Genomic DNA, 20,794 nt, shown 5'->3' with positions numbered 1-20,794 from the left:
GTGTCCGCAATGGCAGACTGACTGGCCTGTATGGGTGAAACAGTGACGATCCAGAAAAATTGGCAAGAACTGATTCGGCCGAACAAGCTCCAGGTAACCCCGGGTAGCGATCCGGCCCGCTTTGCGACCATCGTCGCCGAGCCGCTCGAGCGTGGCTTCGGCCAGACGCTCGGCAACGCGCTGCGCCGCATCCTGTTGTCTTCGCTTCAGGGCGCTGCCGTGCAGTCGGTGCACATCGACGGCGTGCTGCACGAGTTCTCCTCGATCGCGGGCGTCCGTGAAGACGTCACCGACATCGTGCTGAACATCAAGGACATCTCGATCAAGATGCAGGGCGAAGGCCCCAAGCGCATGGTCGTGAAGAAGCAGGGCCCGGGCGTCGTCACCGCCGGCGACATCCAGACCGTGGGCGACGTCACCGTGCTCAACCCGGACCTGCAGATCTGCACCCTCGACGAGGGCGCCGAGATCCGCATGGAGTTCACGGTTTCGACCGGCAAGGGCTACGTGCCCGCCGAGCGCAACCGTCCCGAGGACGCGCCGATCGGCCTGATCCCGGTCGACAGCCTCTACTCGCCGGTCCGCAAGGTCTCCTACAAAGTCGAGAACACCCGCGAGGGCCAGATCCTCGACTACGACAAGCTGACCATGACGATCGAGACCAACGGCGCGATCACGCCGGATGACTCGGTGGCCTACGCTGCGCGCATCCTTCAGGACCAGCTCAACGTGTTCGTCAACTTCGAAGAGCCGCGCAAGGAAGTCGCCCAGGAGATCATCCCGGACCTCGCCTTCAACCCGGCTTTCCTCAAGAAGGTGGACGAGCTCGAACTGTCGGTGCGTTCGGCCAACTGCCTGAAGAACGACAACATCGTCTACATCGGCGACCTCGTGCAGAAGAGCGAAGCGGAAATGCTCCGCACCCCGAATTTCGGCCGCAAGTCGCTGAACGAGATCAAGGAAGTGCTGGCCCAGATGGGTCTGCACCTCGGCATGGAAGTGCCGGGCTGGCCGCCGGAGAACATCGACGAGCTCGCTAAGCGCTTCGAGGATCACTACTGATCCATTTCACCGTCGTGGCCGGAGCCTTCCGGCCACGATTTTTTATTGGGCGAACGCAGGAAGCCCACCTGAGCAACATGTCCGACGAACCGTCGCGGCAGTTCAAAACGTAAGGAACAAACACATGCGTCATGGCAAGGTTCATCGGAAGCTCAACCGCACGGCCGAGCATCGCAAGGCGATGTTCGCCAACATGGCGGCTTCGCTCATCAAGCACGAGCAGATCGTCACCACGCTGCCCAAGGCCAAGGAGCTCCGTCCGATCGTCGAGAAGCTCGTCACCCTCGGCAAGAAGGGCGGCCTCTCGCTCCGTCGTCAGGCGATCGCGGAGCTGCGCGACGTCGACATGGTCAAGAAGCTCTTCGACACGCTTGCGACCCGCTACAAGGACCGCCAGGGCGGCTACACCCGCATCATCAAGGCCGGCTTCCGTTACGGCGACAACGCCGCGATGGCCGTGATCGAATTCGTCGATCGCGACGTCGACGCCAAGGGCCAGGACTCCGGTCCGTCCCAGGCGAAGGAAGCCGAAGCGGCGTAAGCCGGCCGGCATTTTAGGGATTGAGAAAGCGGCGCCCTCGGGCGCCGCTTTTGTTTTGGAGGCGTAGCTTTGTAGGAGGCAAAGGCGCCCTTGCGCCGTGCCCAGCTCTTCTCTTGCGGCACGCAAAATGGTGGGCACGCTTCGCTTTGCCCATCCTACAAAGCTAGGCGGCGCATGTCTCCCTCACGCGTGAGTGAGCGACCAATTGCGGTGGCGTCGATCGCGCCCGATATCTCCATTCTCAACATCACAGCCTGAGGGGGCGTGCATGGCCGCCTATGTCATCTCCGAGGTCGAGGTCCGCGATGCCGCCTCGATGGAAGCCTATCGCACACTCGCCGCACAAACGATCGCGCAGTATGGAGGCCGCTACCTCGCGCGTGGCGGCGCCGCGGACGTGGTGGAGGGCGGTCCACCGGCCGAGACCATCATCATCGTCGAATTTCCGTCGATGGCGCGTGCGCGCGAATGGTACGCCTCGGCCGAATATGCCGAAGCGCTGAAGTTGCGGAGGACCGCGCTGGAGCGGCGGCTGATATTTGTCGAGGGCGTGCTGCCTGTGTGAGGCCTTTCTGGCGCAACGAAGGGTTGCTATGCTCGCCCGGTAGCCCAACCGGGAGAAGAGAATGTTTCAGTCACGATTCAAGATTCTTTGTTTCTTCGTTGCCCTAGTGATCCTGTGGCCGCTTTCGCCGTCACGCGCCGACCAGCCATTTCAGCGGCTGCTGCCGCTCCTGGTCGACCTAGCCGGATTGGACGGCAAGAAGCCGGACGGCATGTCGATGCAGATGTCCGACACGAGCATGACCACGGCAACGCGCGAATACACGCGCGGCTCGGCGCGTCTGCAAGCTGCGGTCATGGTCGGGCAGGCGGCCACCGGAGCTATGGCGCCGATCCAGAGCGGAATGAACATTCAGACGCCCGACGGCCACGTCATGTCCGCAACCATGCATGGCATGCAGGTGCTCAAGAACTACAACAACCCGCAGAAATCAGGCACGCTCATCGTGGCGCTGGGCAAGGACGCGCTGTTCAACCTTTCCTTTGACGGCCTCACCGAGGAGGAAGGGCTTGCGCTCGCCGAAAAATTCGACTGGAAGGCGCTCCAGACGGCCGCCCAAGCGAAGTAGAGGCGTAGGGTGGGTTAGCGTAGCGTAACCCGCCACTTGTGTCGACGCGGTGCCAGAAGAGGTGGGTTACGGCTTCGCCTAACCCACCCTACACAGCGATTACCACCCCTCGAGCACGATCTTGCCGCGTGACTTGCCGCTCTCCAGCAGCGCATGCGCGCGCTTGAGGTTGGCCGCGTTGATCGTGCCAAAGGTCTGATCGAGCGTGGTGCGAAGTACGCCCTTGTCGATGAGATCGCTGACGTCATCGAGCAGGTGATGCTGCGCGATCATGTCAGCGGTCTGGAACGAGGAGCGCGTGAACATCGATTCCCAGTGCACCGAGATCGCCTTGCCCTTGAACACGCCCATCGTGAATTCGGGGGGATCGTCGATCAGGCCGAACCTGCCCTGCGGCGCCATGAATTCCGCGATCGCCTTGTAGTGCTGGTCGGTGAAGGTGAGGCTCGCCACCAGCGCGACCGGCGGCAGCTTGAGTTTCTCGATCTGCTCCTTCATCGGCTTGCCGTGATCGATCACCGCATGCGCGCCGAGATCGAGGCACCATTTCTGCGATTCCGGCCGCGTCGCGGTCGCCAGCACCGTGAGGCCGGTGAGGCGGCGCGCAAGCTGGATCAGGATCGAACCGACGCCACCTGCGCCGCCCGTGATCAGGAGCGTGCGCGGATCGACGCTCTTGCCGGGCACGGCGCCGAGCCGATCGAACAGCAATTCCCACGCGGTGATGGAGGTGAGGGGAAGGGCCGCCGCCTGCGCGAATGAGAGCGATTTCGGCTTGCGGCCGACGATGCGCTCGTCGACCAGATGGAATTCCGCGTTCGTTCCCTGGCGCAGGATCGAACCAGCGTAGAACACCTCATCGCCCGGCTTGAACAGCGTGACATCAGGCCCGACCGCATCGACCACGCCGGCCGCGTCATAGCCCAAAATCTTGACCTCGCCCTCGGGCGGGGCGGCGCGCTTGCGCACCTTGTAATCGACCGGATTTGCCGAAATCGCCTGCACCGCGACGCGGATATCGCGCCCCGTCGGCTCCGGCTTTGCGGTTTCGAAATCGATCAGGGACTCCTGATCCTCGATCGGAAGCGATTTTTTGTAGCCGACGGCCTTCATGTCTCCGGTCTCCATCAGATGGTGAGATCGCCTGCCGGGTTAAGTGTCCGGGATGTTCCGATTTTGCAAGTACTGTAAAAACGGGGATATAGTCCCTGTTTGGATACTATTGGGCAAAACACGCATGAAACGACGCAATTTCGCCCGGCGCCCCGGCTGCTCGGTCGAGGCGACGCTGGACCTGATCGACGGCAAATGGAAGGGCGTGATCCTCTATCACCTCCAGGGCGGCACGCAGCGCTTCGGCGAATTGCGCCGCCTGATGCCCGGCATCACCCAGCGCATGCTGACGAAACAGCTTCGCGCGCTGGAGGAAGACAAGCTCGTCATCCGCAAGGTCTATGCGGAAGTGCCGCCGCGGGTGGAATATTGTCTCTCCGAGCTCGGCGAGAGCCTGCGGCCGGTGATCGATATCCTGAAAGCCTGGGGTGAAAGCCACCAGGCGCGGCTGTCCTGCGCGCCGCCGCCGGTGGTCGTGAAGAAGCCGAAACGCGCGGCTTAGCGTTTCCGGGAGCGGCAGTGCCGCTCCTGGAATGTATTGCGTCAGAACGCGACCTGCGTGCGCATGGCGATCGCGTCGAACTTCGAGCCGACATCCGCCGTGGACACAGGTGAGGCCTGCTTGGGCACGTTGCCATGCAGGTAGTCTAACATGAAGCGGACGTTGCCATTGACGTACCAGTTGAGCGCAAGCGTGTAGACGGTCTGCCGTCCGCCGGCGATGCCGGTCGCCGTGCCCAACTGGTCGTTGAGGTCGATCGTCGAGTAACGGCCGGCGATCTCCCACGCACCCCAGCCGCCGCCATCGAGCGAGAACGGATGCGCCGGCTTGATGCCGCCGTAGGAGGCGCTGGCCGGATTGTAGTTGTGGGTCTCGCCGGTCAACACGTAGCCGGCCTGGGCATAGCCGCCCTGGAATTTCACGCTGGGTGCACCGAAGGGCGGCAGGCCTGTATTGGCGCTGCGATCGACATTGAACCAGAAGTACTCGCCCTGGAGGATCAGTGGTCCATAGGTCGCCGCTGCTTCGACGCTGTAGACCTGTGCGCCGGAAGCGTTGGCGATCGCGCCGGTCGTCGCTAGCACCGTCGGATCGATGCGCAGTTCCGGACGATCGCTGAGCGTGAGCGTCTGCGCGCTCGTCACCAGATTGCGCGGCGGCTGGATCAGCCATTCGGCGTCGGCACCGAGATGCAGCGAGTAATCCCTTCCGCTGACGACCTGACCAGCGACACGCGCGACCGCGCCATATTGTTCGGTCGTGCCGTTCGGCGAGACGCTGGACGCCGAATGGATGGCGCCCGTTGCCGGACCGGTGACGTAAGCTCCCGCCCAGAGCACGTCGTTCCACCAACGCGCGCCGATGGCGGAGCGGAAGTCGCCGGCAGCAATATTGGTCGCGATCACCCCGGCCGAGGCGCGCTCCATGAACAAGATGTCATTGGAACTGGTGGCCTCATCGAGCGTGTAGGGCAGATCCATGATGCCCGCCTCGATCGCCATCTTGCCGCCGAAGGGCTTCAATCCCGTGTAGCTCAGATAGGCGTTCTCGACGCCGGAGACGGCGCCCCCCGGAAGTGATCCAGCAGCCGCGCCGCCGAAGCCGTCGGAGGTGCCGCCGAAGTCGTAGACGAGCGCATAATTCCAATCACCGAAGAACTTGCCGACGACGCCGATGCGCGCGCGGCGGAGATTTTCGCCGCTATCGAGCACCTGCGGCACCGTCGCCGCCGTGTTCGGGCGGTAGTTGTATCCGCCGACATCCCAGTGCACGCGGCTCGTGATCGCAACGCAGTTCTGTTCGTCCGCAGTGCATATCGTCGGCCGGTTGTTCGGCATGGTGACGACGACACCGGACGGAGCCACCGGGCCCTTGACCGGAATGGCGGCATTGGCATTGGCGACAACGGCCTTTGCCTCCGACCTCGCTTCGGCCTTGGCCTCGGCCTTCGCTTCGGCCTTGGCTCTCGCCGTGGCCGCCGTGTTCGCCGCGGTCTGACTTTGCAGCTTGTCGAGCTTCTGCTCGAGCAGCTTCAATTGCTGCTTCAGAAGCGCGATCTCCTGTTCGCTGCTGTTTGCCGATTGCGCATGGCTTTGCGAGACCGCGAGCGCGCCGGCGAGGCCGAGCGCGACGCTTGCAAATCTTCTTCTGCTCACGTCATCCACTCCCTTATTGATCAACGTCCCCACCATCACGGAGAGTCGTACGAGCGCTTGATGACTACTCCGCGACGAAACGTGCCACGGTTGCCGGTTCCCACTGATGCAGATTCGCATCAACCGAATCGTGCCTCCATCCACTTTGGGGGATGATGGGCGTCATGCCAATCCCGCGGCAGCCGCAAAATGGCCGCCCTTCGCGCGGGGCTTGCATGCCCGGGCGGGAGAGAAAAGGGGGCGAATATTGGCGGCTCGCGCCCTTCTATTGACGGTCGAACATGCCTATATTCCGGCGTCTTTTCCGAGAGGTAGGAATGTTTCGATTGATCCGTGCCACTGTTATTGCCGCAAGCTGCATGACCCTTCTGGGCAGTCTCAATCCCGCCGTCGCGCAGGATCGTCGCGTCCCCTCGTCTCCGGCGGAACTCAAGCTGTCCTATGCGCCGATCGTGCAGCGGGTGCAGCCGGCGGTGGTTAACGTCTATGCCGCCAAGATGGTGCAGAACCGCAACCCGCTGCTGGATGACCCGATTTTCCGCCGCTTTTTCGGCGTGCCGGGCCAGCAGCCCGAGCAGATGCAGCGCTCGCTCGGCTCCGGCGTCATCGTCGATCCCTCGGGCCTCGTCGTCACCAACGTCCACGTCATCGAGGGCGCCGACCAGGTGAAGGTGTCGCTCTCGGACAAGCGGGAGTTCGAGGCCGAGATCCTGCTGAAGGATTCCCGCACCGATCTGGCGGTGCTGCGGCTGAAGGATACCAAGGAGAAATTTCCCACGCTCGACTTCACCAATTCGGATGAATTGATGGTCGGCGACGTCGTGCTCGCCATCGGCAACCCCTTCGGCGTCGGCCAGACCGTGACCCACGGCATCATCTCGGCGCTCGCGCGCACGCAGGTCGGCATCACCGACTACCAGTTCTTCATCCAGACCGATGCCGCGATCAATCCCGGCAATTCCGGCGGCGCGCTGGTCGACGTGAGCGGCAAGCTCGCCGGCATCAACACCGCGATCTATTCGCGCTCCGGCGGCTCGCAGGGCATCGGCTTTGCGATCCCCGCCAACATGGTTCGCGTCGTCGTTGCTACCGCCAAGGGCGGCGGCAAGGCGGTGAAGCGGCCGTGGCTCGGCGCACGACTCCAGACGGTGACGCCCGACATCGCGGAGAGCCTGGGCCTGCGCTCGCCGACCGGCGCGCTGGTCGCAAGCGTCGTGCCGAACGGGCCTGCGGCGAAGGCCGGCCTGAAATCCTCCGACCTGATCGTCGCGATCGACGGGCAGGCGATCGACGATCTCAATGCGTTCGACTACCGCCTCGCCACCCGTCCGCTCGGCGGTACTGCGCAGCTCGACGTGCAGCGCGCCGGCAAGCCGGTCAAGCTCACCGTGCAGCTTGAGACCGCTCCTGACACCGGCCGAAATGAGCTCGTGATCACCGCGCGCTCGCCGTTCCAGGGCGCGAAGATCTCGTCCATCACGCCGGCGGTCGCCGACGAATTGCATCTTGATGGCGACACCGAAGGCGTCGTGATCACCGACATCGGCGACAGCACCACGGCCGCCGGCGTCGGCTTCCAGAAGGGCGACATCATCCTCTCGGTCAACAACCAGAAGATCGGCCAGACCAGCGATCTGGAGAAGCTGGCGGGCGCGTCCGCGCGGCTCTGGCGCATCACGCTGGTGCGCGGCGGCCAGCAGATCAACGTCACGCTCGGCGGATGAGCGCGAAGCGACCACAGGAGACGCCAACGCTCTTTGCCGCGGCGGGGCTCGATCAAGATGCCCCGCATCCGCTGCCGGACCGCCTGCGCCCGCGCGCGCTGTCGGAGGTGGTCGGCCAGGACCACATTCTCGGCCCCGACGGCGCGCTGACGCGCATGCTGGAGACGCGCACGCTCGGCTCGCTGGTGTTCTGGGGACCGCCCGGCACCGGCAAGACCACCGTGGCGCGGCTGCTCGCGGACGCGACCGACCTGCATTTCGAGCAGATCTCCGCGGTGTTCTCCGGCGTCGCTGACCTGAAGAAGGCCTTTGACGCCGCGCGCGCCCGCCGCGAGATGGGCAGGGGCACGCTGCTGTTCGTCGACGAGGTGCATCGCTTCAACCGCGCGCAGCAGGATTCCTTCCTGCCGGTGATGGAAGACGGCACGGTGGTGATGGTCGGCGCCACCACCGAAAATCCGTCCTTCGAGCTCAACGCGGCGTTGCTCTCACGCGCCCGCGTGCTGGTGTTTCATTCACTCGACGCGGCCGCGATCGAAAAGCTGTTCACGCATGCCGAGGCGGTCGAGGGCAAGAAGCTGCCGCTGGATGCGGAGGCGCGTGCCGCGCTGGCGCGCATGGCTGATGGCGATGGCCGCGCCGCACTGACGCTGGTCGAGGAAGTCTGGCGCTCGGCGCGCGCCGGCGAGATCTTCACCGCCGCGCAGTTGCAGGACATTTTGCAGCGCCGCGCGCCGATCTACGACAAGTCCGCCGATGGCCACTACAATTTGATCTCGGCCTTGCACAAATCCGTGCGCGGCTCCGATCCGGACGCAGCGCTCTATTATCTCTCGCGCATGCTGGACGCCGGCGAGGACCCGCTGTTCCTGGCGCGGCGCGTGGTGCGCATGGCGGTCGAGGACATCGGGCTTGCCGATCCGCAGGCGCTCGTCATCGCGAATGCGGCGAAGGACGCCTTCGATTTTCTCGGCCATCCCGAAGGCGAACTCGCGATCGCGCAGGCGGTGGTCTATCTTGCCACCGCGCCGAAATCGAACGCGGTCTACACCGCTTTCGGCGCCGCGATGCAGACCGCAAGACAGGCCGGCTCGCTGCTGCCGCCGAAGCACATTCTCAACGCCCCGACCGGCCTGATGAAGTCGGAAGGCTACGGCGCGACTTACGAGTACGACCACGACGCGCCCGACGCCTTCTCCGGCCAGGACTACTTTCCGGAAGCCCTGGGACGCCAGACCTTCTACGACCCGCCCGAGCGCGGCTTTGAGCGCGAGATCAGGAAGCGGCTCGAGTACTGGGCGAAGCTGCGGAAGGAGCGGGGCTCGCGTTGATAACGGCCATTTCGTCGTGACGAGAAGCCGCTTTTAGGCTACGCAGGCAAGCATGAGCCGCCGCATCAAGAGAACCAACCCGAAGCCCCGTTCGCGCGACGAGCGCAAGGAGGCGCGTCCGTTCAAGGCGCGCAGCGCGCACAAGGCGGGACCACGGCCCGGCGGCAAGCCGGGCTCAAAGCCGCGGTTCGCGTCCGAGCGCGCGGAGCGGCGCGCGCCTGAACCGGCGCCGGCAAAACCCGTCGAGACGCTGCTGCCGACCAAGGTGCAGACCGTCACCGTGACGGCCGACGAGAACAACATGCGCGTCGACCGCTTTCTGGAAGCGCGTTTCCCGGGGCTGTCGTTCTCTCACATCCAGCGCGTCGTGCGCAAAGGCGAGCTGCGCGTCGACGGCAAGCGCGTCGATAGCAAGGACCGGCTGGAGGAGGGGCAAAGCGTCCGCATTCCGCCGTTGAAGCTGGACACGCCGAAAGCTCCCGGCGCGCTCTCCGAAGCCGCGCAAAAAACGCTTGCCGCGCTCAAGGAGATGACGCTCTTTGAGGACGACGACGTCCTCGTGCTCAACAAGCCGGCCGGGCTCGCGGTGCAGGGCGGCTCCGGCACCACGCGGCACATCGACCAGATGCTGGAGGTGATGCGCGACGCCAAGGGGCAGAAGCCGCGCCTGGTGCATCGCATCGACAAGGACACGTCGGGCTGCCTGTTGATCGCGAAGACACGCTTTGCCGCGACCCATCTCACCGGCGCCTTCCGCTCGCGTTCGGCGCGCAAGATCTATTGGGCGCTGGTGCCGGGTCTGCCGAAGCCGAAGCAGGGCCGCATCTCGACCTTCCTTGCGAAAGAGGAGAGCGAGGACGACACCATCATGCGCATCGCCCAACATGGTGACGAGGGCGCGAGCCACGCGGTGACTTACTATGCGGTGGTCGAGACCGCCGGCAACAAGCTGACCTGGGTGTCGTTGAAGCCGGTGACGGGGCGCACTCACCAGCTTCGCGCCCACATGGCCCATATCGGCCATCCCATCATCGGCGATCCCAAATATTTCAACATCGAGAACTGGGAATTGCCGGGCGGCCTGCAAAACCGGCTGCATCTGCTCGCGCGCCGGATCGTCATTCCGCACCCGCGCGGCGGGGTGATCGACGCGAGCGCCCCGCTGCCGCCGCACATGCAGCAGTCGTGGAACCTGCTTGGCCTCGACGCAACAAGATTTGATCCGATCGAGAACGCGCCGGAAGAGTAATCCGGTTGCGGGACTACGGGAGGAGCACGACATGTCCTCCATGAAGGCCACGCTATCCGTCCTGGTGGTTCTAGCCGCGCTCTCGGCGGGGCCGGGCAGCTTCGCGCAGACGCTGATGCCGGGCGCCACGCCGCGGTTGCTGCCGCCGCCGCCCCCTCCGCCACCACCGCCGAAGATCGAGATACCGAAAGTCCCGCAGATCAATGCGCGGCCGAGCTACGATTACAGGCAGCCGCCGCGGCCCTCGTTCGGCGACCGCATCAGCAAATGCCTCGATGATGCCGCCGGTGCAGGCCTAACCCCCGCCGATCGTGGCACATATTCGCGCATGTGCGCGAACCAATAGATAGTTGCTTCCTCAATGTCGTTCTGGCGAAGGCCAGGACCCATTACCCCAGGACTTAGTAAGGTGGTCGGTACTGGCCGCGAAGTCCTCTCGATGGATCACGCGGTATGGGTCCTGGCTTTCGCCAGGACGACACCGACTACGAGGCAGACTGCGTCACTCGCGATGCCATCAGTTCCGAAACTGCTCCAGAAACATCCGCAGGCTGTCATGCGGGCTCTCGACGTCGGTGATCAGCCAGCCCTCCGGCCCGTTGACCAGGATGAAGTTCAGCGTCACCCGGCGGCCATTATTGTCGAACAGCGCTGCGACATAGGTCTTGTCATATTGCTTACGGAGCACCGAGATCGCGACCGGGCCGAGCGTCCAGGTCGGGCTCTGCACCAGGAAATCGTACGGCTCGCTCCGCGGGCTGCTCCAGGCCTTGCGCAGGCTGGGGTCGAAGAACTGGCGCGCTGTCGGGGCATCCCGCGGCAGGCCCTTCGAGAGCTCCGGCGCACCCCGGCCGTAATGGGCATAGACGTTGCGCACCAGCGATTCCGGCGAGCGGAAACCAGCCTCGGCGATGGCCGGCCAGAACCCGGCGAACAGGGCCAAAATGCCCGTGATTTCCTTCATGCCTGCCGCTCGCTTTATCAGCCGCCGGACTTATTTTAGAAGGCTAGCATCCAGGGAACGTGGGCGAAAACCGAATGCGTGAATTGTTTGATGAGGTTGCGGGCCAGTCTCCGGTCGATCCGCAGGAAGCCGTGCGGGCTGCCTCCCGTGCGCCCTCGCGCAAGCGCTTCTATGCCGTGGCGGACGTCGCGGAAGCCGAGGGCGGCTTTGCCATCACGCTCGACGGCAGGCCGATCAAGACGCCGTCCGGCCGCCAGGTCGTCATCCCCGCAAAGCTGCTTGCCGACGCGGTTGCCGCGGAATGGGCGGGCCAGGCGGAGACGATCGACCCCATGACCATGCCGCTGACGCGGCTCGCCAACAGCGTGGTCGAGGGCGTGGTCGACCGCGTCGATCTCGTCACCGACGACCTCGCAAAATACTTCCAGTCCGACCTGTTGTTCTATCGCGCCGGGCATCCCGAGGGCCTGGTGGCGCGCGAGGCCGCGCATTGGGACCCCGTGCTGTTCTGGGCGGCCGAGACGCTTGGCGCGCATTTCATCCTGTCCGAGGGCATCATGCATGTGAGCCAGCCGGAGCAGGCGATCGCAGCCGCGCGGGCGGCCCTGCCCGGGGATCCCTGGTCGGTCGCGGCGCTGCACGTGATCACCACGCTGACGGGCTCGGCGCTGCTGGCCCTTGCCCTGGCGCACCGGGCGCGCGACGCCGACCAGGTCTGGGCCGCCGCCCATGTCGACGAGGACTGGAACGCCGACCATTGGGGGGTGGACGAGGAGGCGGCCGACCGCCGGGCCGCCCGGCTGAAGGATTTTGCTGCGGCGGTGACGGTCCTAGAGGCCGTGAACGGGCTCCCGACGCAAGGTCCTTAACGAGAGGTTTACGACGGACGGCTAGGGTTGCTCGCGTTCCGCGGGCCCTGAAAACATGCCGACGCCGATAAGCTCGATCGTATCAGTCAGTGCCGCCACCTCCGTGGCCGATGCGGCAACGCCCGAGCTCGTGCTCCAGGCGGGCTCCGTCGTCGATGCCAAGGTCGTCAGCGTGACGGCCGACAATCTCGTGCGCATCGCGATCGCCAACCTCTCGATCGACGTGATGTCGGAGGTGGCGCTGTCGCCGGGCCAGAACCTGCAGCTCGCGGTGTCGCAGAACGACGGCACCGTGCGGCTTGCCATCGTCAACGGGGCAGGCGGGGTGGTGACCGATCAGGTCACGCTGACGCCAGGTGCGGTCACGCTCACCGACGCGCCCACGCTCGCGCCGTCCGCGACCGCTGCGCGCAATCTCCTTACGCCGCTCGAGCAGATCGCCGTCTCGGTGGCCTCCACTGAGGCCGTGACCAGGCAGGGCAGCCAGGCGCCGCTATTTGCCAATCTCGCCTCGGTCGTCACCGGCAGCGACCTGCCGGCCGGGCTGAAGCAGGCCGTGCTGGGCGTGCTGGCGCAGCAGACACCACTCAGCCCGCAGCTCGACGGTGGCGACATCGAGTCCGCGTTCCAGAAATCCGGGCTCTTCCTCGAGGCCTCGCTGGCATCAGGGCTGACGCCAGCAAGCGGCAGCGTTCCTGATCTGAAGGCGGCACTGCTGGTGCTGCGCCAGACGCTGGCGGCAACGTCGGGCGCGCTTGAAACCTCCGTGCCGCAAGCGGCGGCACCGGCAACCGCGCTTCCCGCCGCGCCTGCGGCCGTCGCGCGGGCCGTGACGTCGCTCGAGCACATCGCGGGCGAGATTTCGCAGGCGCCCCCGCTGTCACCCGAAGCCGGTTCGGGCCAGGCGCCGCAAGCGCCGCGCGGCGCCAATATCGCAGCCGCCGCGCTCGCCGAGGCCCTGACCGAAGGCGCGCTGCCGCGCGCAGTGTCACCCAGTGTCGCGTTGAGCCTGCTCCAGGAAGTCGTGCAGGAGTTGCCGCATGCGATGGGCACCGCATTCGCGACGCCCAAAGCCGCTTTGCCGGACGCTCACAGCCTCGACGTCACGCCGCGTGCGGTGACCGCGCCGCCGCCATTCCGCGGTGCGCTGCCGTCGCCACAGGCGATCGCAACGGCCGCGCTCGTATCGGATGCTCCGCTGAGTCAGACCGTGCACCGGCTGCTCGACGATACCGATGCCGCGATCGCCCGGCAGACCCTGTTGCAGGTCGCATCGCTTCCGGATCGCGTCGATGCCAGCGGCCACCGTGTCGATCCCTCGGTGCCGCAGTGGAGTTTCGAAATTCCCTTCGCAACCCCGCAGGGCACCGCAATGGCGCAGTTCGAGATCTCGCGCGACGGCGGCGGCAGCGAGTCCGATCCCGCCAAGAAAGCCTGGCGCGCGCGCTTCTCGCTCAACGTCGAGCCGGCCGGCCCCGTGCATGCCCTGATCACGCTCAACGGCGACAAGACTTTTGTGCGGATGTGGGCGGAACGCCCCACCACCGCGCAGCAATTGCGCGACGGCGCCGGCGAGCTCAGCCAGGCGCTGGCCAAGGCCGATCTCAAGCCCGGCGACATCGTGATCCGCGACGGCACGCCGCCGCAGCCTCAGCCGGCCCGCGCCGGGCACTTTCTGGATCGCGCGACATGAGCGAGGAGAGCAAGCTCGCCATCGCCCTGCATTACGAGAAGGGCAGCGGTGCGCCACGGGTCGTTGCCAAGGGCAAGGGCACGATCGGCGCCAAGATCGTGGAACTGGCAAAGGCCCATCACATCCCGATCGAGGAGAACGAGGTGCTAGCCGGCGCGTTGTCCAAGGTCGAGCTCGGCGACGAGATTCCGCCGGATCTCTACAAGGCCGTCGCCGAGGTGCTGGTGTTCGTGCTGCGGCTGTCAGGCCGGGTGCGTTGAAACGCTGTCATCGTTTCACCACGAAATCGGCTGCACTGTCGCACCAGATCATTGAACGGATACCGCTTTGCTGACCCGTCGCTCCACCCTCGGCCTTCTCGCAGCTAGCGCCATCTTGCCGTCGCGGGCGCTCGCCAATGTCGCGCCGCCGCTCAGCGAAGTCCGCGACAGTCTTGCGAAGCGCTTTGCGGATGCCGACACGGCCGGGACCTTCGTCGGCTACAAGACCGACGACTACATGATCATCCTGAGCGACAAGGAGCGCTCCGCCGAGCCGCGGTTGCCGGCCTCGACCTTCAAGATCCCGAACTCGCTGATAGCACTCGAGACCGGCGTGGTGCAGGACGTGGACAAGGACGTCTTTCCCTGGGACGGCGTGAAGCGCGACATCGAGGCCTGGAACAAGGATCACACCCTGCGCAGCGCCATCGCGGTCAGCGCGGTGCCGGTCTATCAGGAGATCGCGCGTCGCATCGGCCAGGAGCGGATGCAGCAATATGTCGACCTCTTCGAATACGGCAATCGCGACATCGGCGGCGGCATTGATCAGTTCTGGCTGACCGGAAACCTGCGCATCGATCCCATGGACCAGATCGACTTCGTCGATCGGTTGCGTCGCCGCGCACTACCGATCTCGAAACGTAGCCAGGATCTCGTCTGCGATATCCTGCCGGTGACGAAAGTCGGCGCCTCCATCATCCGTGCCAAATCCGGCCTCACGGGCAAGGAGCAGGGCTCGCTCGGCTGGATGGTCGGCTGGGCCGAGAAGGACGACGCGCGCACCGTGTTCGCGCTCAACATGGATTGCCGCGAGCCGCGCCACATCGCCGACCGCATGACGCTCACGCAAGCCTGCCTTGCCGATATCGGCGCAATCTAACGTCGCGCCGCTGGCGTACCTCGCGCCGCTCGACTAGCATCCTCTCGGCCACACAAGAAAAACAGGCCGGGAGGACAGCATGAATTCAACGCCGCTCTGGTTGTCATCGCTGACGCTCGCCGCGGCCGGCGGCTGGTTCGCCGCCACGATGTTCGCAGGCCCCGCCACCAGCAGGGAGCCGCGCTTCCCGCAGCTCACCATGGATCAGCTCGATGAGAAGCAGAGGCCGCTGGGCGAGCAGATCATGAAGGTCTCGAGCGTGGGCATCGGCGGTCCCTACAATCCGATGATCCGCAGCCCCGTGCTTGGCCAGCGCCTGTTCGACCTGTTCTACTATTTGCGTTGGGAGACCTCGGTCCCGGCCAGGCTGAACGAGTTTGCCATCCTCGTCATCGCGCGGCAGTGGCGCTCGCAGGTGGAATGGTTCGCGCATGCGCCGATCGCGGCCAAGGCGGGGCTTTCGCCCGCGCTGATCGCCGAGCTCAAGACCAACAAGCGGCCGGCGACGATGAGCGAGGAGGAGGCGGTGGTCTACGATTTCGTTACAGAGCTCACCACGACGAAGAAGGTCGCGGACGAGACTTACGTGCGGGCCAAGAAGGTCTTCAACGATCAGCAGATCGTCGATCTCACAGCGGTCGCCGGCAACTACGTGATGGTCGCGATGCTGCTTGCCATGGCCGAGGAGACGGTGCCGCCGGGCAAGGAAGAGCCGTTCAAGCCCGGCGAGCCGTAGAGCGGAGACGGGGCATGTTGCATCGCCGCTCGCTTCTGCTCGGAGGCTCCGCACTTCTCCTTGGCGGTGCGCGGCTGCATGCGCAGTCGTCGCCTGAGCAGGAGCTCGCGGCCTTGCTCAAGGACCATATCGAGGCCGGCCACGAGACCATGGGACTCGTCGCCGGCCGCATCGACGGCGGCCGCCGCATCGCTGCGGCCTATGGGCGATCCGGTGCCGCCAACGATCGCCCGCTTGATGCCGACACCGTCTTCGAGATCGGCTCGATCACGAAGGTCTTCACCGCCTTGCTGCTGGCCGAGATGGTGGGGCGGGGCGAGGTGGCGCTGGATGATCCCGCAGCAAAGTTTCTGCCCGAGCGGGTCAGGATGCCGGAGTACCAGGGCGTGCCGATCACGCTTCTCGATCTTGCGACCTACACCTCCGGCCTGCCGCGCATGCCCGACAATTTTGCGCCGAAGGACCCCACCAACCCCTACGCCGACTACACCGCCGATCGGCTCTACGACTTCCTGTCGAGCCACAAGCTCGCCTACACGCCGGGCAAGCACTACGAATACGCCAATCTCGGCTTCGGCCTGCTCGGGCACGTCCTGGCACTGCGCGCCGGCAAGAGCTACGAGGAACTTGTCACTTCGCGCATCTGCGCGCCACTCGGCATGGACGACACGCGGATCACGCTCTCGGCCGCAATGCGCGAGCGCCTGGCGCAGGGCCACAATACGGCGTTGGCACCCGTGGCGAATTGGGACCTCGATGTGCTCGCAGGCGCCGGCGCGCTGCGCTCGACCTTGAACGACCTTTTCAAGTTCGTCGAAGCCTACCAGGGCGCGCGTGAGACGCCGCTCTCGGCCGCCATGAAGATGACGCTGTCCGTGCGGCGTCCAAGAGAAACTCAGCGCGACGTCGCCATGGGCTGGTTCACCAGCCTGCGCTTCGACGACGAGGTGATCTGGAAGGATGGCGGCACCGGCGGTTACGCGACCTTCATCGGCTATTCGACCAGGACCGGGAAGGCATCCATCCTGCTCTCCAATGCAAGCGACTATGCCGCCAATACCTCGTTCGCGCTGAACATGATCAACACGGCCTATCCGCCGCCGAAGATCAGGCGCGAGGTCTCCGTCGATCCCGCGCTGCTCGCGGCCTATGTGGGCCGCTACCAGATCGTGCCGACCTTCGTGCTGACGGTGCGTGCCGACGGCGCTCATCTCTACGTGCAGGCGACCGGGCAGGCCGAATACGAGGTGTTCGCCGAGAGCGAGACGGATTTCTTCTACCGCGTTGTCGACGCCCAGCTCACCTTTGCCAAGCCCGAGGACGGCGCCGCGCCGATGCTGACGCTGCACCAGAACGGCAAGGACATGCGCGGGCGGCGCGTGCCCTAGATATCTGCCGTCTTCTTCGCCGCCAGCGCCTGGTCGATGGCGCAGCCGCCGATCTCGCTGATGGTGCGCGAGATCACGTCGCCGTTCTTGGCAAAGCCGTCGGACAGGATGTCGAACTGCGCGCGGGCAAGCCGAAGCATCGCGATCGGGACAGTGACCGCGGTCTCGTTGAAGGGGTCGACGGACTTGCGGAGCGCGTCGAGCTCGGCGGTCACATCGGCGACATGGGCTTCGGCGTTCTGCATCAGCTTCAGCATCCGCGCGCGCTCCGCCTCGAATTGCGCGCGCTCACTCGTGCTGGTCGCAGTGATCTCCGCAAGCTGCGCGCGCAACGCCTCGACCTCCCGCAACAGGCCGTCGGAGGTGACCTCGGCGACCTCGCGCAGCTCGGCATTGCGCGTGCTCGCGTCGAGCTGGCGGCGATAGAGCTGTTCGGCCGACATTGCCCGCTGCGACAGCTCTTCGATCGTGGCCGCGGCGCGCATCAGCATCTCGCCGTTGCGGCCCGAGACCATGCTGGCCATCCGCCGCAGGAAATCGACGGTTTCGTCACCGGTTTGGGGCGGCAGGGATACGACCGTGGCGGACATCCGTGATGCCTGGGAGCGGGGTCAAAAAAACAGCCGAAGAAGACATCGAGCCTACTGACCGCCGCCGTACCGACTGAAAGCTCACGCGAACCCATCGGCGCTGATCGTCGTCAGAAACAAGCCTGAATCGGCTGAATCGGTCAATCCGCCCCGAGGCTCAAATCGCGGGGAAACGCGCAGCCCGGGCCGGCCATTCACCCTTTCCCCATCCGTCCGATCCGCCCCAGATGGGTGAAGCCGAAGCCTGCCTGATATTTCAGTCCGTAGCCCAGCGCCCGGTCGATGCCGATATGGGCGAGCCAGATCATCGCGATGGAGAGCAGGAGCGGCCATTCCAGCGCAAAACCCGCCGTCAGCAGCGCCACCGGGATCATGTAGCTGTGCGCGGCATTGTAGACGATTGCGCCCGACCGGCTGTCGGCGAGGTATGCCAGGAAGCTCAGATCCGGCGCCAGGATGAGCAGGGCGAACACCAGCCACGACCCGCCCCAGACCGCATAGAGCAGCACCATGCCAGCAAACAGCGTCAGCCCCTCCAGCCGGAGCAGGACCTTGACGCCGCCGGTCACCTCGCCGGTTGCTGTGACTGCATCGTCCATCTGAATCTCCTGGGGTAGGCCCCTGTAATTCCTTGGGCTTTTTAGCCCGTCCGGGCGCGGCGGGCATGCGCAAAGCGGCTTTCCGGCGCGCAAAATGCCGTGTTAGAACCCGCAGCCAATCGCACCTTAGGAACTGGCGGGAGCAAATGAAACATATCCTGGACGCCCTTGAAGAACGTCGCGCCGGCGCCAAGCTCGGCGGCGGGGAGAAGCGCATCGAGGCGCAGCACGCCCGCGGCAAGCTGACGGCGCGCGAGCGCATCGAGCTCCTGCTCGACAAGGGATCGTTCGAGGAATTTGACATGTTCGTCGAGCACCGCTCCATCGAGTTCGGCATGGAGAAGAGCAAGGTGCCGGGCGATGGCGTCGTCACCGGCTGGGGCACCGTCAACGGCCGCAAGACCTTCGTGTTCGCCAAGGATTTCACCGTGTTCGGCGGCTCGCTGTCAGAGACGCACGCGCTGAAGATCACGAAGCTCCAGGACATGGCGATGAAGGCGAGGGCGCCGATCATCGGCCTCTATGACGCCGGCGGGGCGCGCATCCAGGAGGGCGTCGCGGCGCTTGCGGGCTATTCCTATGTCTTCCGCCGCAACGTCATCGCCTCCGGCGTGATCCCGCAGATCTCCGTCATCATGGGCCCCTGCGCGGGCGGCGACGTCTATTCGCCGGCGATGACCGACTTCATCTTCATGGTGAAGAACACCAGCTACATGTTCGTCACCGGCCCCGATGTCGTGAAGACCGTGACCAACGAGGTGGTCACCGCCGAAGAGCTCGGCGGCGCCTCCGTGCACACCACGCGCTCCTCGATCTCCGACGGCGCCTTCGAGAACGACGTCGAGGCGATCCTCCAGATGCGCCGCCTGATCGACTTCCTGCCCTCGAACAATAGCGACGGCGTGCCGGAATGGCCGAGCTTCGATTCCATCGAGCGCATCGACATGTCGCTGGACACGCTGATCCCCGACAATCCGAACAAGCCCTACGACATGAAGGAGCTGGTCCTGAAGGTCGTGGACGAGGGCGACTTCTTCGAGATCTCGGAGGCCTTTGCCAAGAACATCATCACCGGTTTCGGCCGCATCGCAGGCCGCACCGTCGGCTTCGTCGCCAACCAGCCGATCGTGCTGGCCGGCGTGCTCGACAGCGATGCCTCGCGGAAAGCGGCGCGCTTCGTCCGTTTCTGCGACGCCTTCAACATCCCAATCGTCACCTTCGTCGACGTCCCGGGCTTTTTGCCCGGTACCGCGCAGGAATATGGTGGCCTGATCAAGCACGGCGCGAAACTGCTGTTTGCCTACTCGCAGTGCACCGTGCCGCTGGTGACGATCATCACCCGCAAGGCCTATGGCGGCGCCTTCGACGTCATGGCGTCCAAGGAGATCGGCGCCGACATGAACTACGCCTGGCCGACCGCCCAGATCGCCGTCATGGGCGCCAAGGGCGCAGTCGAGATCATCTTCCGCAGCGACATCGGTGACCCCGACAAGATCGCCGCCCGCACCAAGGAATACGAGGACCGCTTCCTCTCACCGTTCATCGCGGCGGAGCGTGGCTACATCGACGACGTGATCATGCCGCACTCGACCCGTCGCCGGATCGCGCGGGCGCTGGCGATGCTGAAGGACAAGAAGGTCGAAATCCCCGCGAAGAAGCACGACAATTTGCCGTTGTGAGCGGGAAGCGTAGGGTGGGTTAGCGAAGCGTAACCCACCAGCTGAATCGACCGCGTGTCAAAGCGTCGGTGGGTTACGCTTCGCTAACCCACTCTACGGACTCGATCCTGAATCCGATGACCGAAGACGATCCAACCGACGAGATTTCAGACATCGAAGCACGGATCGAGGCGCTTGCCGAGATCGCCGAACGATGCCGCAAATTCATTCTGGCTTCGAAGATAGCGATCGCAGGCGGCGCCGCATTGTTGCTCGTCACGATACTCGGCCTGATCGGATCGGGACAGGTCGCCGCACTCGGATCGATCGCCTTGGTCTTGGGCGGGATCGTATCGCTCGGTTCCAACATCAGCACATTGCGCCAGACCGATGACGCCATCGGTGCTGCCGAGGCGCTGCGGGCGGAGTTGATCAGCCGGATCGATCTGCGCGTGGTGCACGATACGCCGATGAAGCTGATGTGAGGCGCTGCCACGTGCACGGTGCGTAGGATGGGTGGAGCGAAGCGATACCCATCAATGATATTCGCGCGACTAGATGGTGGGTATCGCTACGCTCCACCCACCCTACGAGGCTGTGACTCTTTTCGTATCGAGCGTCAGGTGGATATGATTCTCTAAGCAGATTGATTTGCTGGAGAGAATGATGGCTGACGATAGACTTTTTGGCGAGTTGCCGGAACAGTCGGCGCCACGAACCGAAGCAGTGCCGCGGGGAGCACCTCGGCTGCGTGAGCCCTTGCGCGACCAGGTCGAATTGCGGGCGGTCGATATCGACAGCCTGATCGGGCAGGATCATCCTGTGCGGGTAATCTGGGCCTATGTTG

General features: G+C 64.9%; 22 protein-coding genes and 1 pseudogene. 18 read left to right on the top strand and 5 right to left on the bottom strand.

The annotated features are described in order from the left end of the window. The first annotated feature begins 30 nt into the window (after nucleotides 1-30). The 4 genes from YUU_RS0102560 to YUU_RS0102545 all read left to right on the top strand — a co-directional run bounded on the left by YUU_RS0102560 (nucleotide 31) and on the right by YUU_RS0102545 (nucleotide 2,736). On the top strand, nucleotides 31-1,062 hold the full coding sequence (locus tag YUU_RS0102560; RefSeq protein WP_035661033.1) for a DNA-directed RNA polymerase subunit alpha: 1,032 nt from the start codon (nucleotides 31-33) through the stop codon (nucleotides 1,060-1,062). Between the two features lie 124 nt (nucleotides 1,063-1,186). After that, nucleotides 1,187-1,603, top strand: a complete 417-nt coding sequence (gene rplQ / locus YUU_RS0102555) for a 50S ribosomal protein L17 (RefSeq protein WP_027520940.1) — start codon at nucleotides 1,187-1,189, stop codon at nucleotides 1,601-1,603. Between the two features lie 268 nt (nucleotides 1,604-1,871). Further along, nucleotides 1,872-2,168: a DUF1330 domain-containing protein gene (locus tag YUU_RS0102550; RefSeq protein ID WP_027520939.1), complete on the top strand. Its 297-nt coding sequence runs from the start codon at nucleotides 1,872-1,874 to the stop codon at nucleotides 2,166-2,168. Nucleotides 2,169-2,229: 61 nt separating this feature from the next. Continuing rightward, nucleotides 2,230-2,736 carry a hypothetical protein gene (locus tag YUU_RS0102545; RefSeq protein ID WP_245287933.1) on the top strand — a complete coding sequence of 169 codons (507 nt, stop codon included), beginning with the start codon at nucleotides 2,230-2,232 and terminating at the stop codon, nucleotides 2,734-2,736. Nucleotides 2,737-2,835: 99 nt separating this feature from the next. Here YUU_RS0102545 and YUU_RS0102540 read toward each other — a convergent pair whose 3' ends face one another. Further along, nucleotides 2,836-3,849 carry a zinc-binding alcohol dehydrogenase family protein gene (locus tag YUU_RS0102540; RefSeq protein WP_027520937.1) on the bottom strand — a complete coding sequence of 338 codons (1,014 nt, stop codon included), beginning with the start codon at nucleotides 3,847-3,849 and terminating at the stop codon, nucleotides 2,836-2,838. Between the two features lie 124 nt (nucleotides 3,850-3,973). Between YUU_RS0102540 and YUU_RS0102535 the strand changes: the two genes are divergently transcribed. Next, the gene (locus YUU_RS0102535) at nucleotides 3,974-4,351 is read left to right on the top strand and encodes a helix-turn-helix domain-containing protein (protein ID WP_027520936.1); all 378 of its coding nucleotides are present in this window, start codon (nucleotides 3,974-3,976) and stop codon (nucleotides 4,349-4,351) included. 41 nt (nucleotides 4,352-4,392) lie between these two features. On the opposite strand, the gene YUU_RS0102530 is transcribed toward YUU_RS0102535, so the two are convergent. Then, nucleotides 4,393-6,006 (bottom strand): OprO/OprP family phosphate-selective porin, encoded by a 1,614-nt coding sequence (locus YUU_RS0102530; protein ID WP_027520935.1) that lies wholly within the window; start codon nucleotides 6,004-6,006, stop codon nucleotides 4,393-4,395. 317 nt (nucleotides 6,007-6,323) lie between these two features. Here YUU_RS0102530 and YUU_RS0102525 point away from each other — a divergent pair, with 317 nt between their 5' ends. The 4 genes from YUU_RS0102525 to YUU_RS0102510 are packed head-to-tail and all read left to right on the top strand — an operon-like array spanning nucleotide 6,324 to nucleotide 10,656. Next, nucleotides 6,324-7,730, top strand: coding sequence for a DegQ family serine endoprotease (locus YUU_RS0102525; protein ID WP_027520934.1), 1,407 nt, complete (start codon nucleotides 6,324-6,326; stop codon nucleotides 7,728-7,730). Then, nucleotides 7,727-9,061, top strand: coding sequence for a replication-associated recombination protein A (locus tag YUU_RS0102520; RefSeq protein ID WP_027520933.1), 1,335 nt, complete (start codon nucleotides 7,727-7,729; stop codon nucleotides 9,059-9,061). Before YUU_RS0102525 ends, YUU_RS0102520 begins: the two co-directional genes overlap by 4 nt. A 52-nt stretch (nucleotides 9,062-9,113) precedes the next feature. Further along, nucleotides 9,114-10,310: an RluA family pseudouridine synthase gene (locus tag YUU_RS0102515; RefSeq protein ID WP_027520932.1), complete on the top strand. Its 1,197-nt coding sequence runs from the start codon at nucleotides 9,114-9,116 to the stop codon at nucleotides 10,308-10,310. 31 nt (nucleotides 10,311-10,341) lie between these two features. Then, nucleotides 10,342-10,656 (top strand): hypothetical protein, encoded by a 315-nt coding sequence (locus YUU_RS0102510; RefSeq protein WP_027520931.1) that lies wholly within the window; start codon nucleotides 10,342-10,344, stop codon nucleotides 10,654-10,656. Nucleotides 10,657-10,827: 171 nt separating this feature from the next. On the opposite strand, the gene YUU_RS0102505 is transcribed toward YUU_RS0102510, so the two are convergent. Further along, entirely contained in the window at nucleotides 10,828-11,274 is a 447-nt protein-coding gene (locus tag YUU_RS0102505; protein WP_027520930.1) for a hypothetical protein, read from the bottom strand. Nucleotides 11,275-11,348: 74 nt separating this feature from the next. Between YUU_RS0102505 and YUU_RS0102500 the strand changes: the two genes are divergently transcribed. From YUU_RS0102500 to YUU_RS49935, 6 genes are all read left to right on the top strand, one after another. Next, nucleotides 11,349-12,143 (top strand): ATP12 family chaperone protein, encoded by a 795-nt coding sequence (locus tag YUU_RS0102500; protein ID WP_027520929.1) that lies wholly within the window; start codon nucleotides 11,349-11,351, stop codon nucleotides 12,141-12,143. A gap of 55 nt (nucleotides 12,144-12,198) precedes the next feature. Continuing rightward, complete coding sequence (locus YUU_RS0102495) at nucleotides 12,199-13,836, top strand: flagellar hook-length control protein FliK (RefSeq protein ID WP_027520928.1); 1,638 nt, start codon at nucleotides 12,199-12,201, stop codon at nucleotides 13,834-13,836. Continuing rightward, nucleotides 13,833-14,096, top strand: coding sequence for an EscU/YscU/HrcU family type III secretion system export apparatus switch protein (locus YUU_RS0102490; RefSeq protein ID WP_027520927.1), 264 nt, complete (start codon nucleotides 13,833-13,835; stop codon nucleotides 14,094-14,096). The genes YUU_RS0102495 and YUU_RS0102490 overlap by 4 nt, the downstream gene beginning before the upstream one ends. Before the next feature lie 67 nt (nucleotides 14,097-14,163). Continuing rightward, on the top strand, nucleotides 14,164-14,976 hold the full coding sequence (blaOXA, locus tag YUU_RS0102485; RefSeq protein ID WP_027520926.1) for a class D beta-lactamase: 813 nt from the start codon (nucleotides 14,164-14,166) through the stop codon (nucleotides 14,974-14,976). A 79-nt stretch (nucleotides 14,977-15,055) separates the two neighbouring features. After that, nucleotides 15,056-15,712: a carboxymuconolactone decarboxylase family protein gene (locus tag YUU_RS0102480; protein ID WP_027520925.1), complete on the top strand. Its 657-nt coding sequence runs from the start codon at nucleotides 15,056-15,058 to the stop codon at nucleotides 15,710-15,712. A 14-nt stretch (nucleotides 15,713-15,726) separates the two neighbouring features. Beyond that, entirely contained in the window at nucleotides 15,727-17,100 is a 1,374-nt protein-coding gene (locus YUU_RS49935; RefSeq protein WP_051389597.1) for a serine hydrolase, read from the top strand. Here the strand turns inward: YUU_RS49935 and YUU_RS0102470 are convergent. Continuing rightward, complete coding sequence (locus YUU_RS0102470) at nucleotides 17,097-17,690, bottom strand: hypothetical protein (protein WP_027520924.1); 594 nt, start codon at nucleotides 17,688-17,690, stop codon at nucleotides 17,097-17,099. The genes YUU_RS49935 and YUU_RS0102470 overlap by 4 nt on opposite strands. Before the next feature lie 194 nt (nucleotides 17,691-17,884). Beyond that, nucleotides 17,885-18,289: a DUF4260 domain-containing protein gene (locus tag YUU_RS0102465; protein ID WP_027520923.1), complete on the bottom strand. Its 405-nt coding sequence runs from the start codon at nucleotides 18,287-18,289 to the stop codon at nucleotides 17,885-17,887. A gap of 146 nt (nucleotides 18,290-18,435) precedes the next feature. Between YUU_RS0102465 and YUU_RS0102460 the strand changes: the two genes are divergently transcribed. The 3 genes and pseudogenes from YUU_RS0102460 to YUU_RS49930 all read left to right on the top strand — a co-directional run. Next, on the top strand, nucleotides 18,436-19,968 hold the full coding sequence (locus YUU_RS0102460; protein WP_027520922.1) for an acyl-CoA carboxylase subunit beta: 1,533 nt from the start codon (nucleotides 18,436-18,438) through the stop codon (nucleotides 19,966-19,968). Nucleotides 19,969-20,084: 116 nt separating this feature from the next. Beyond that, entirely contained in the window at nucleotides 20,085-20,432 is a 348-nt protein-coding gene (locus YUU_RS0102455) for a hypothetical protein (RefSeq protein WP_027520921.1), read from the top strand. A 178-nt stretch (nucleotides 20,433-20,610) separates the two neighbouring features. After that, nucleotides 20,611-20,794, top strand: a pseudogene (locus tag YUU_RS49930) (IS5/IS1182 family transposase); the annotation flags it as partial.

This window comes from Bradyrhizobium sp. Ec3.3, assembly GCF_000472925.1.
Classification (GTDB): Bacteria; Pseudomonadota; Alphaproteobacteria; order Rhizobiales; family Xanthobacteraceae; genus Bradyrhizobium.
This window is presented reverse-complemented; position numbering and strand designations above follow the sequence as displayed.

What these genes read in the sequence shown, in the direction of transcription:
- YUU_RS0102560 (WP_035661033.1), top strand. Translation starts at nt 31, where the DNA reads ATGGGTGAAACAGTGACGATCCAGAAAAATTGGCAAGAACTGATTCGG.
- rplQ (WP_027520940.1), top strand. Translation starts at nt 1,187, where the DNA reads ATGCGTCATGGCAAGGTTCATCGGAAGCTCAACCGCACGGCCGAGCAT.
- YUU_RS0102550 (WP_027520939.1), top strand. Translation starts at nt 1,872, where the DNA reads ATGGCCGCCTATGTCATCTCCGAGGTCGAGGTCCGCGATGCCGCCTCG.
- YUU_RS0102545 (WP_245287933.1), top strand. Translation starts at nt 2,230, where the DNA reads ATGTTTCAGTCACGATTCAAGATTCTTTGTTTCTTCGTTGCCCTAGTG.
- YUU_RS0102540 (WP_027520937.1), bottom strand. Translation starts at nt 3,849, where the DNA reads ATGAAGGCCGTCGGCTACAAAAAATCGCTTCCGATCGAGGATCAGGAG.
- YUU_RS0102535 (WP_027520936.1), top strand. Translation starts at nt 3,974, where the DNA reads ATGAAACGACGCAATTTCGCCCGGCGCCCCGGCTGCTCGGTCGAGGCG.
- YUU_RS0102525 (WP_027520934.1), top strand. Translation starts at nt 6,324, where the DNA reads ATGTTTCGATTGATCCGTGCCACTGTTATTGCCGCAAGCTGCATGACC.
- YUU_RS0102520 (WP_027520933.1), top strand. Translation starts at nt 7,727, where the DNA reads ATGAGCGCGAAGCGACCACAGGAGACGCCAACGCTCTTTGCCGCGGCG.
- YUU_RS0102515 (WP_027520932.1), top strand. Translation starts at nt 9,114, where the DNA reads ATGAGCCGCCGCATCAAGAGAACCAACCCGAAGCCCCGTTCGCGCGAC.
- YUU_RS0102510 (WP_027520931.1), top strand. Translation starts at nt 10,342, where the DNA reads ATGTCCTCCATGAAGGCCACGCTATCCGTCCTGGTGGTTCTAGCCGCG.
- YUU_RS0102505 (WP_027520930.1), bottom strand. Translation starts at nt 11,274, where the DNA reads ATGAAGGAAATCACGGGCATTTTGGCCCTGTTCGCCGGGTTCTGGCCG.
- YUU_RS0102500 (WP_027520929.1), top strand. Translation starts at nt 11,349, where the DNA reads ATGCGTGAATTGTTTGATGAGGTTGCGGGCCAGTCTCCGGTCGATCCG.
- YUU_RS0102495 (WP_027520928.1), top strand. Translation starts at nt 12,199, where the DNA reads ATGCCGACGCCGATAAGCTCGATCGTATCAGTCAGTGCCGCCACCTCC.
- YUU_RS0102490 (WP_027520927.1), top strand. Translation starts at nt 13,833, where the DNA reads ATGAGCGAGGAGAGCAAGCTCGCCATCGCCCTGCATTACGAGAAGGGC.
- YUU_RS0102480 (WP_027520925.1), top strand. Translation starts at nt 15,056, where the DNA reads ATGAATTCAACGCCGCTCTGGTTGTCATCGCTGACGCTCGCCGCGGCC.
- YUU_RS49935 (WP_051389597.1), top strand. Translation starts at nt 15,727, where the DNA reads ATGTTGCATCGCCGCTCGCTTCTGCTCGGAGGCTCCGCACTTCTCCTT.
- YUU_RS0102470 (WP_027520924.1), bottom strand. Translation starts at nt 17,690, where the DNA reads ATGTCCGCCACGGTCGTATCCCTGCCGCCCCAAACCGGTGACGAAACC.
- YUU_RS0102465 (WP_027520923.1), bottom strand. Translation starts at nt 18,289, where the DNA reads ATGGACGATGCAGTCACAGCAACCGGCGAGGTGACCGGCGGCGTCAAG.
- YUU_RS0102460 (WP_027520922.1), top strand. Translation starts at nt 18,436, where the DNA reads ATGAAACATATCCTGGACGCCCTTGAAGAACGTCGCGCCGGCGCCAAG.
- YUU_RS0102455 (WP_027520921.1), top strand. Translation starts at nt 20,085, where the DNA reads ATGACCGAAGACGATCCAACCGACGAGATTTCAGACATCGAAGCACGG.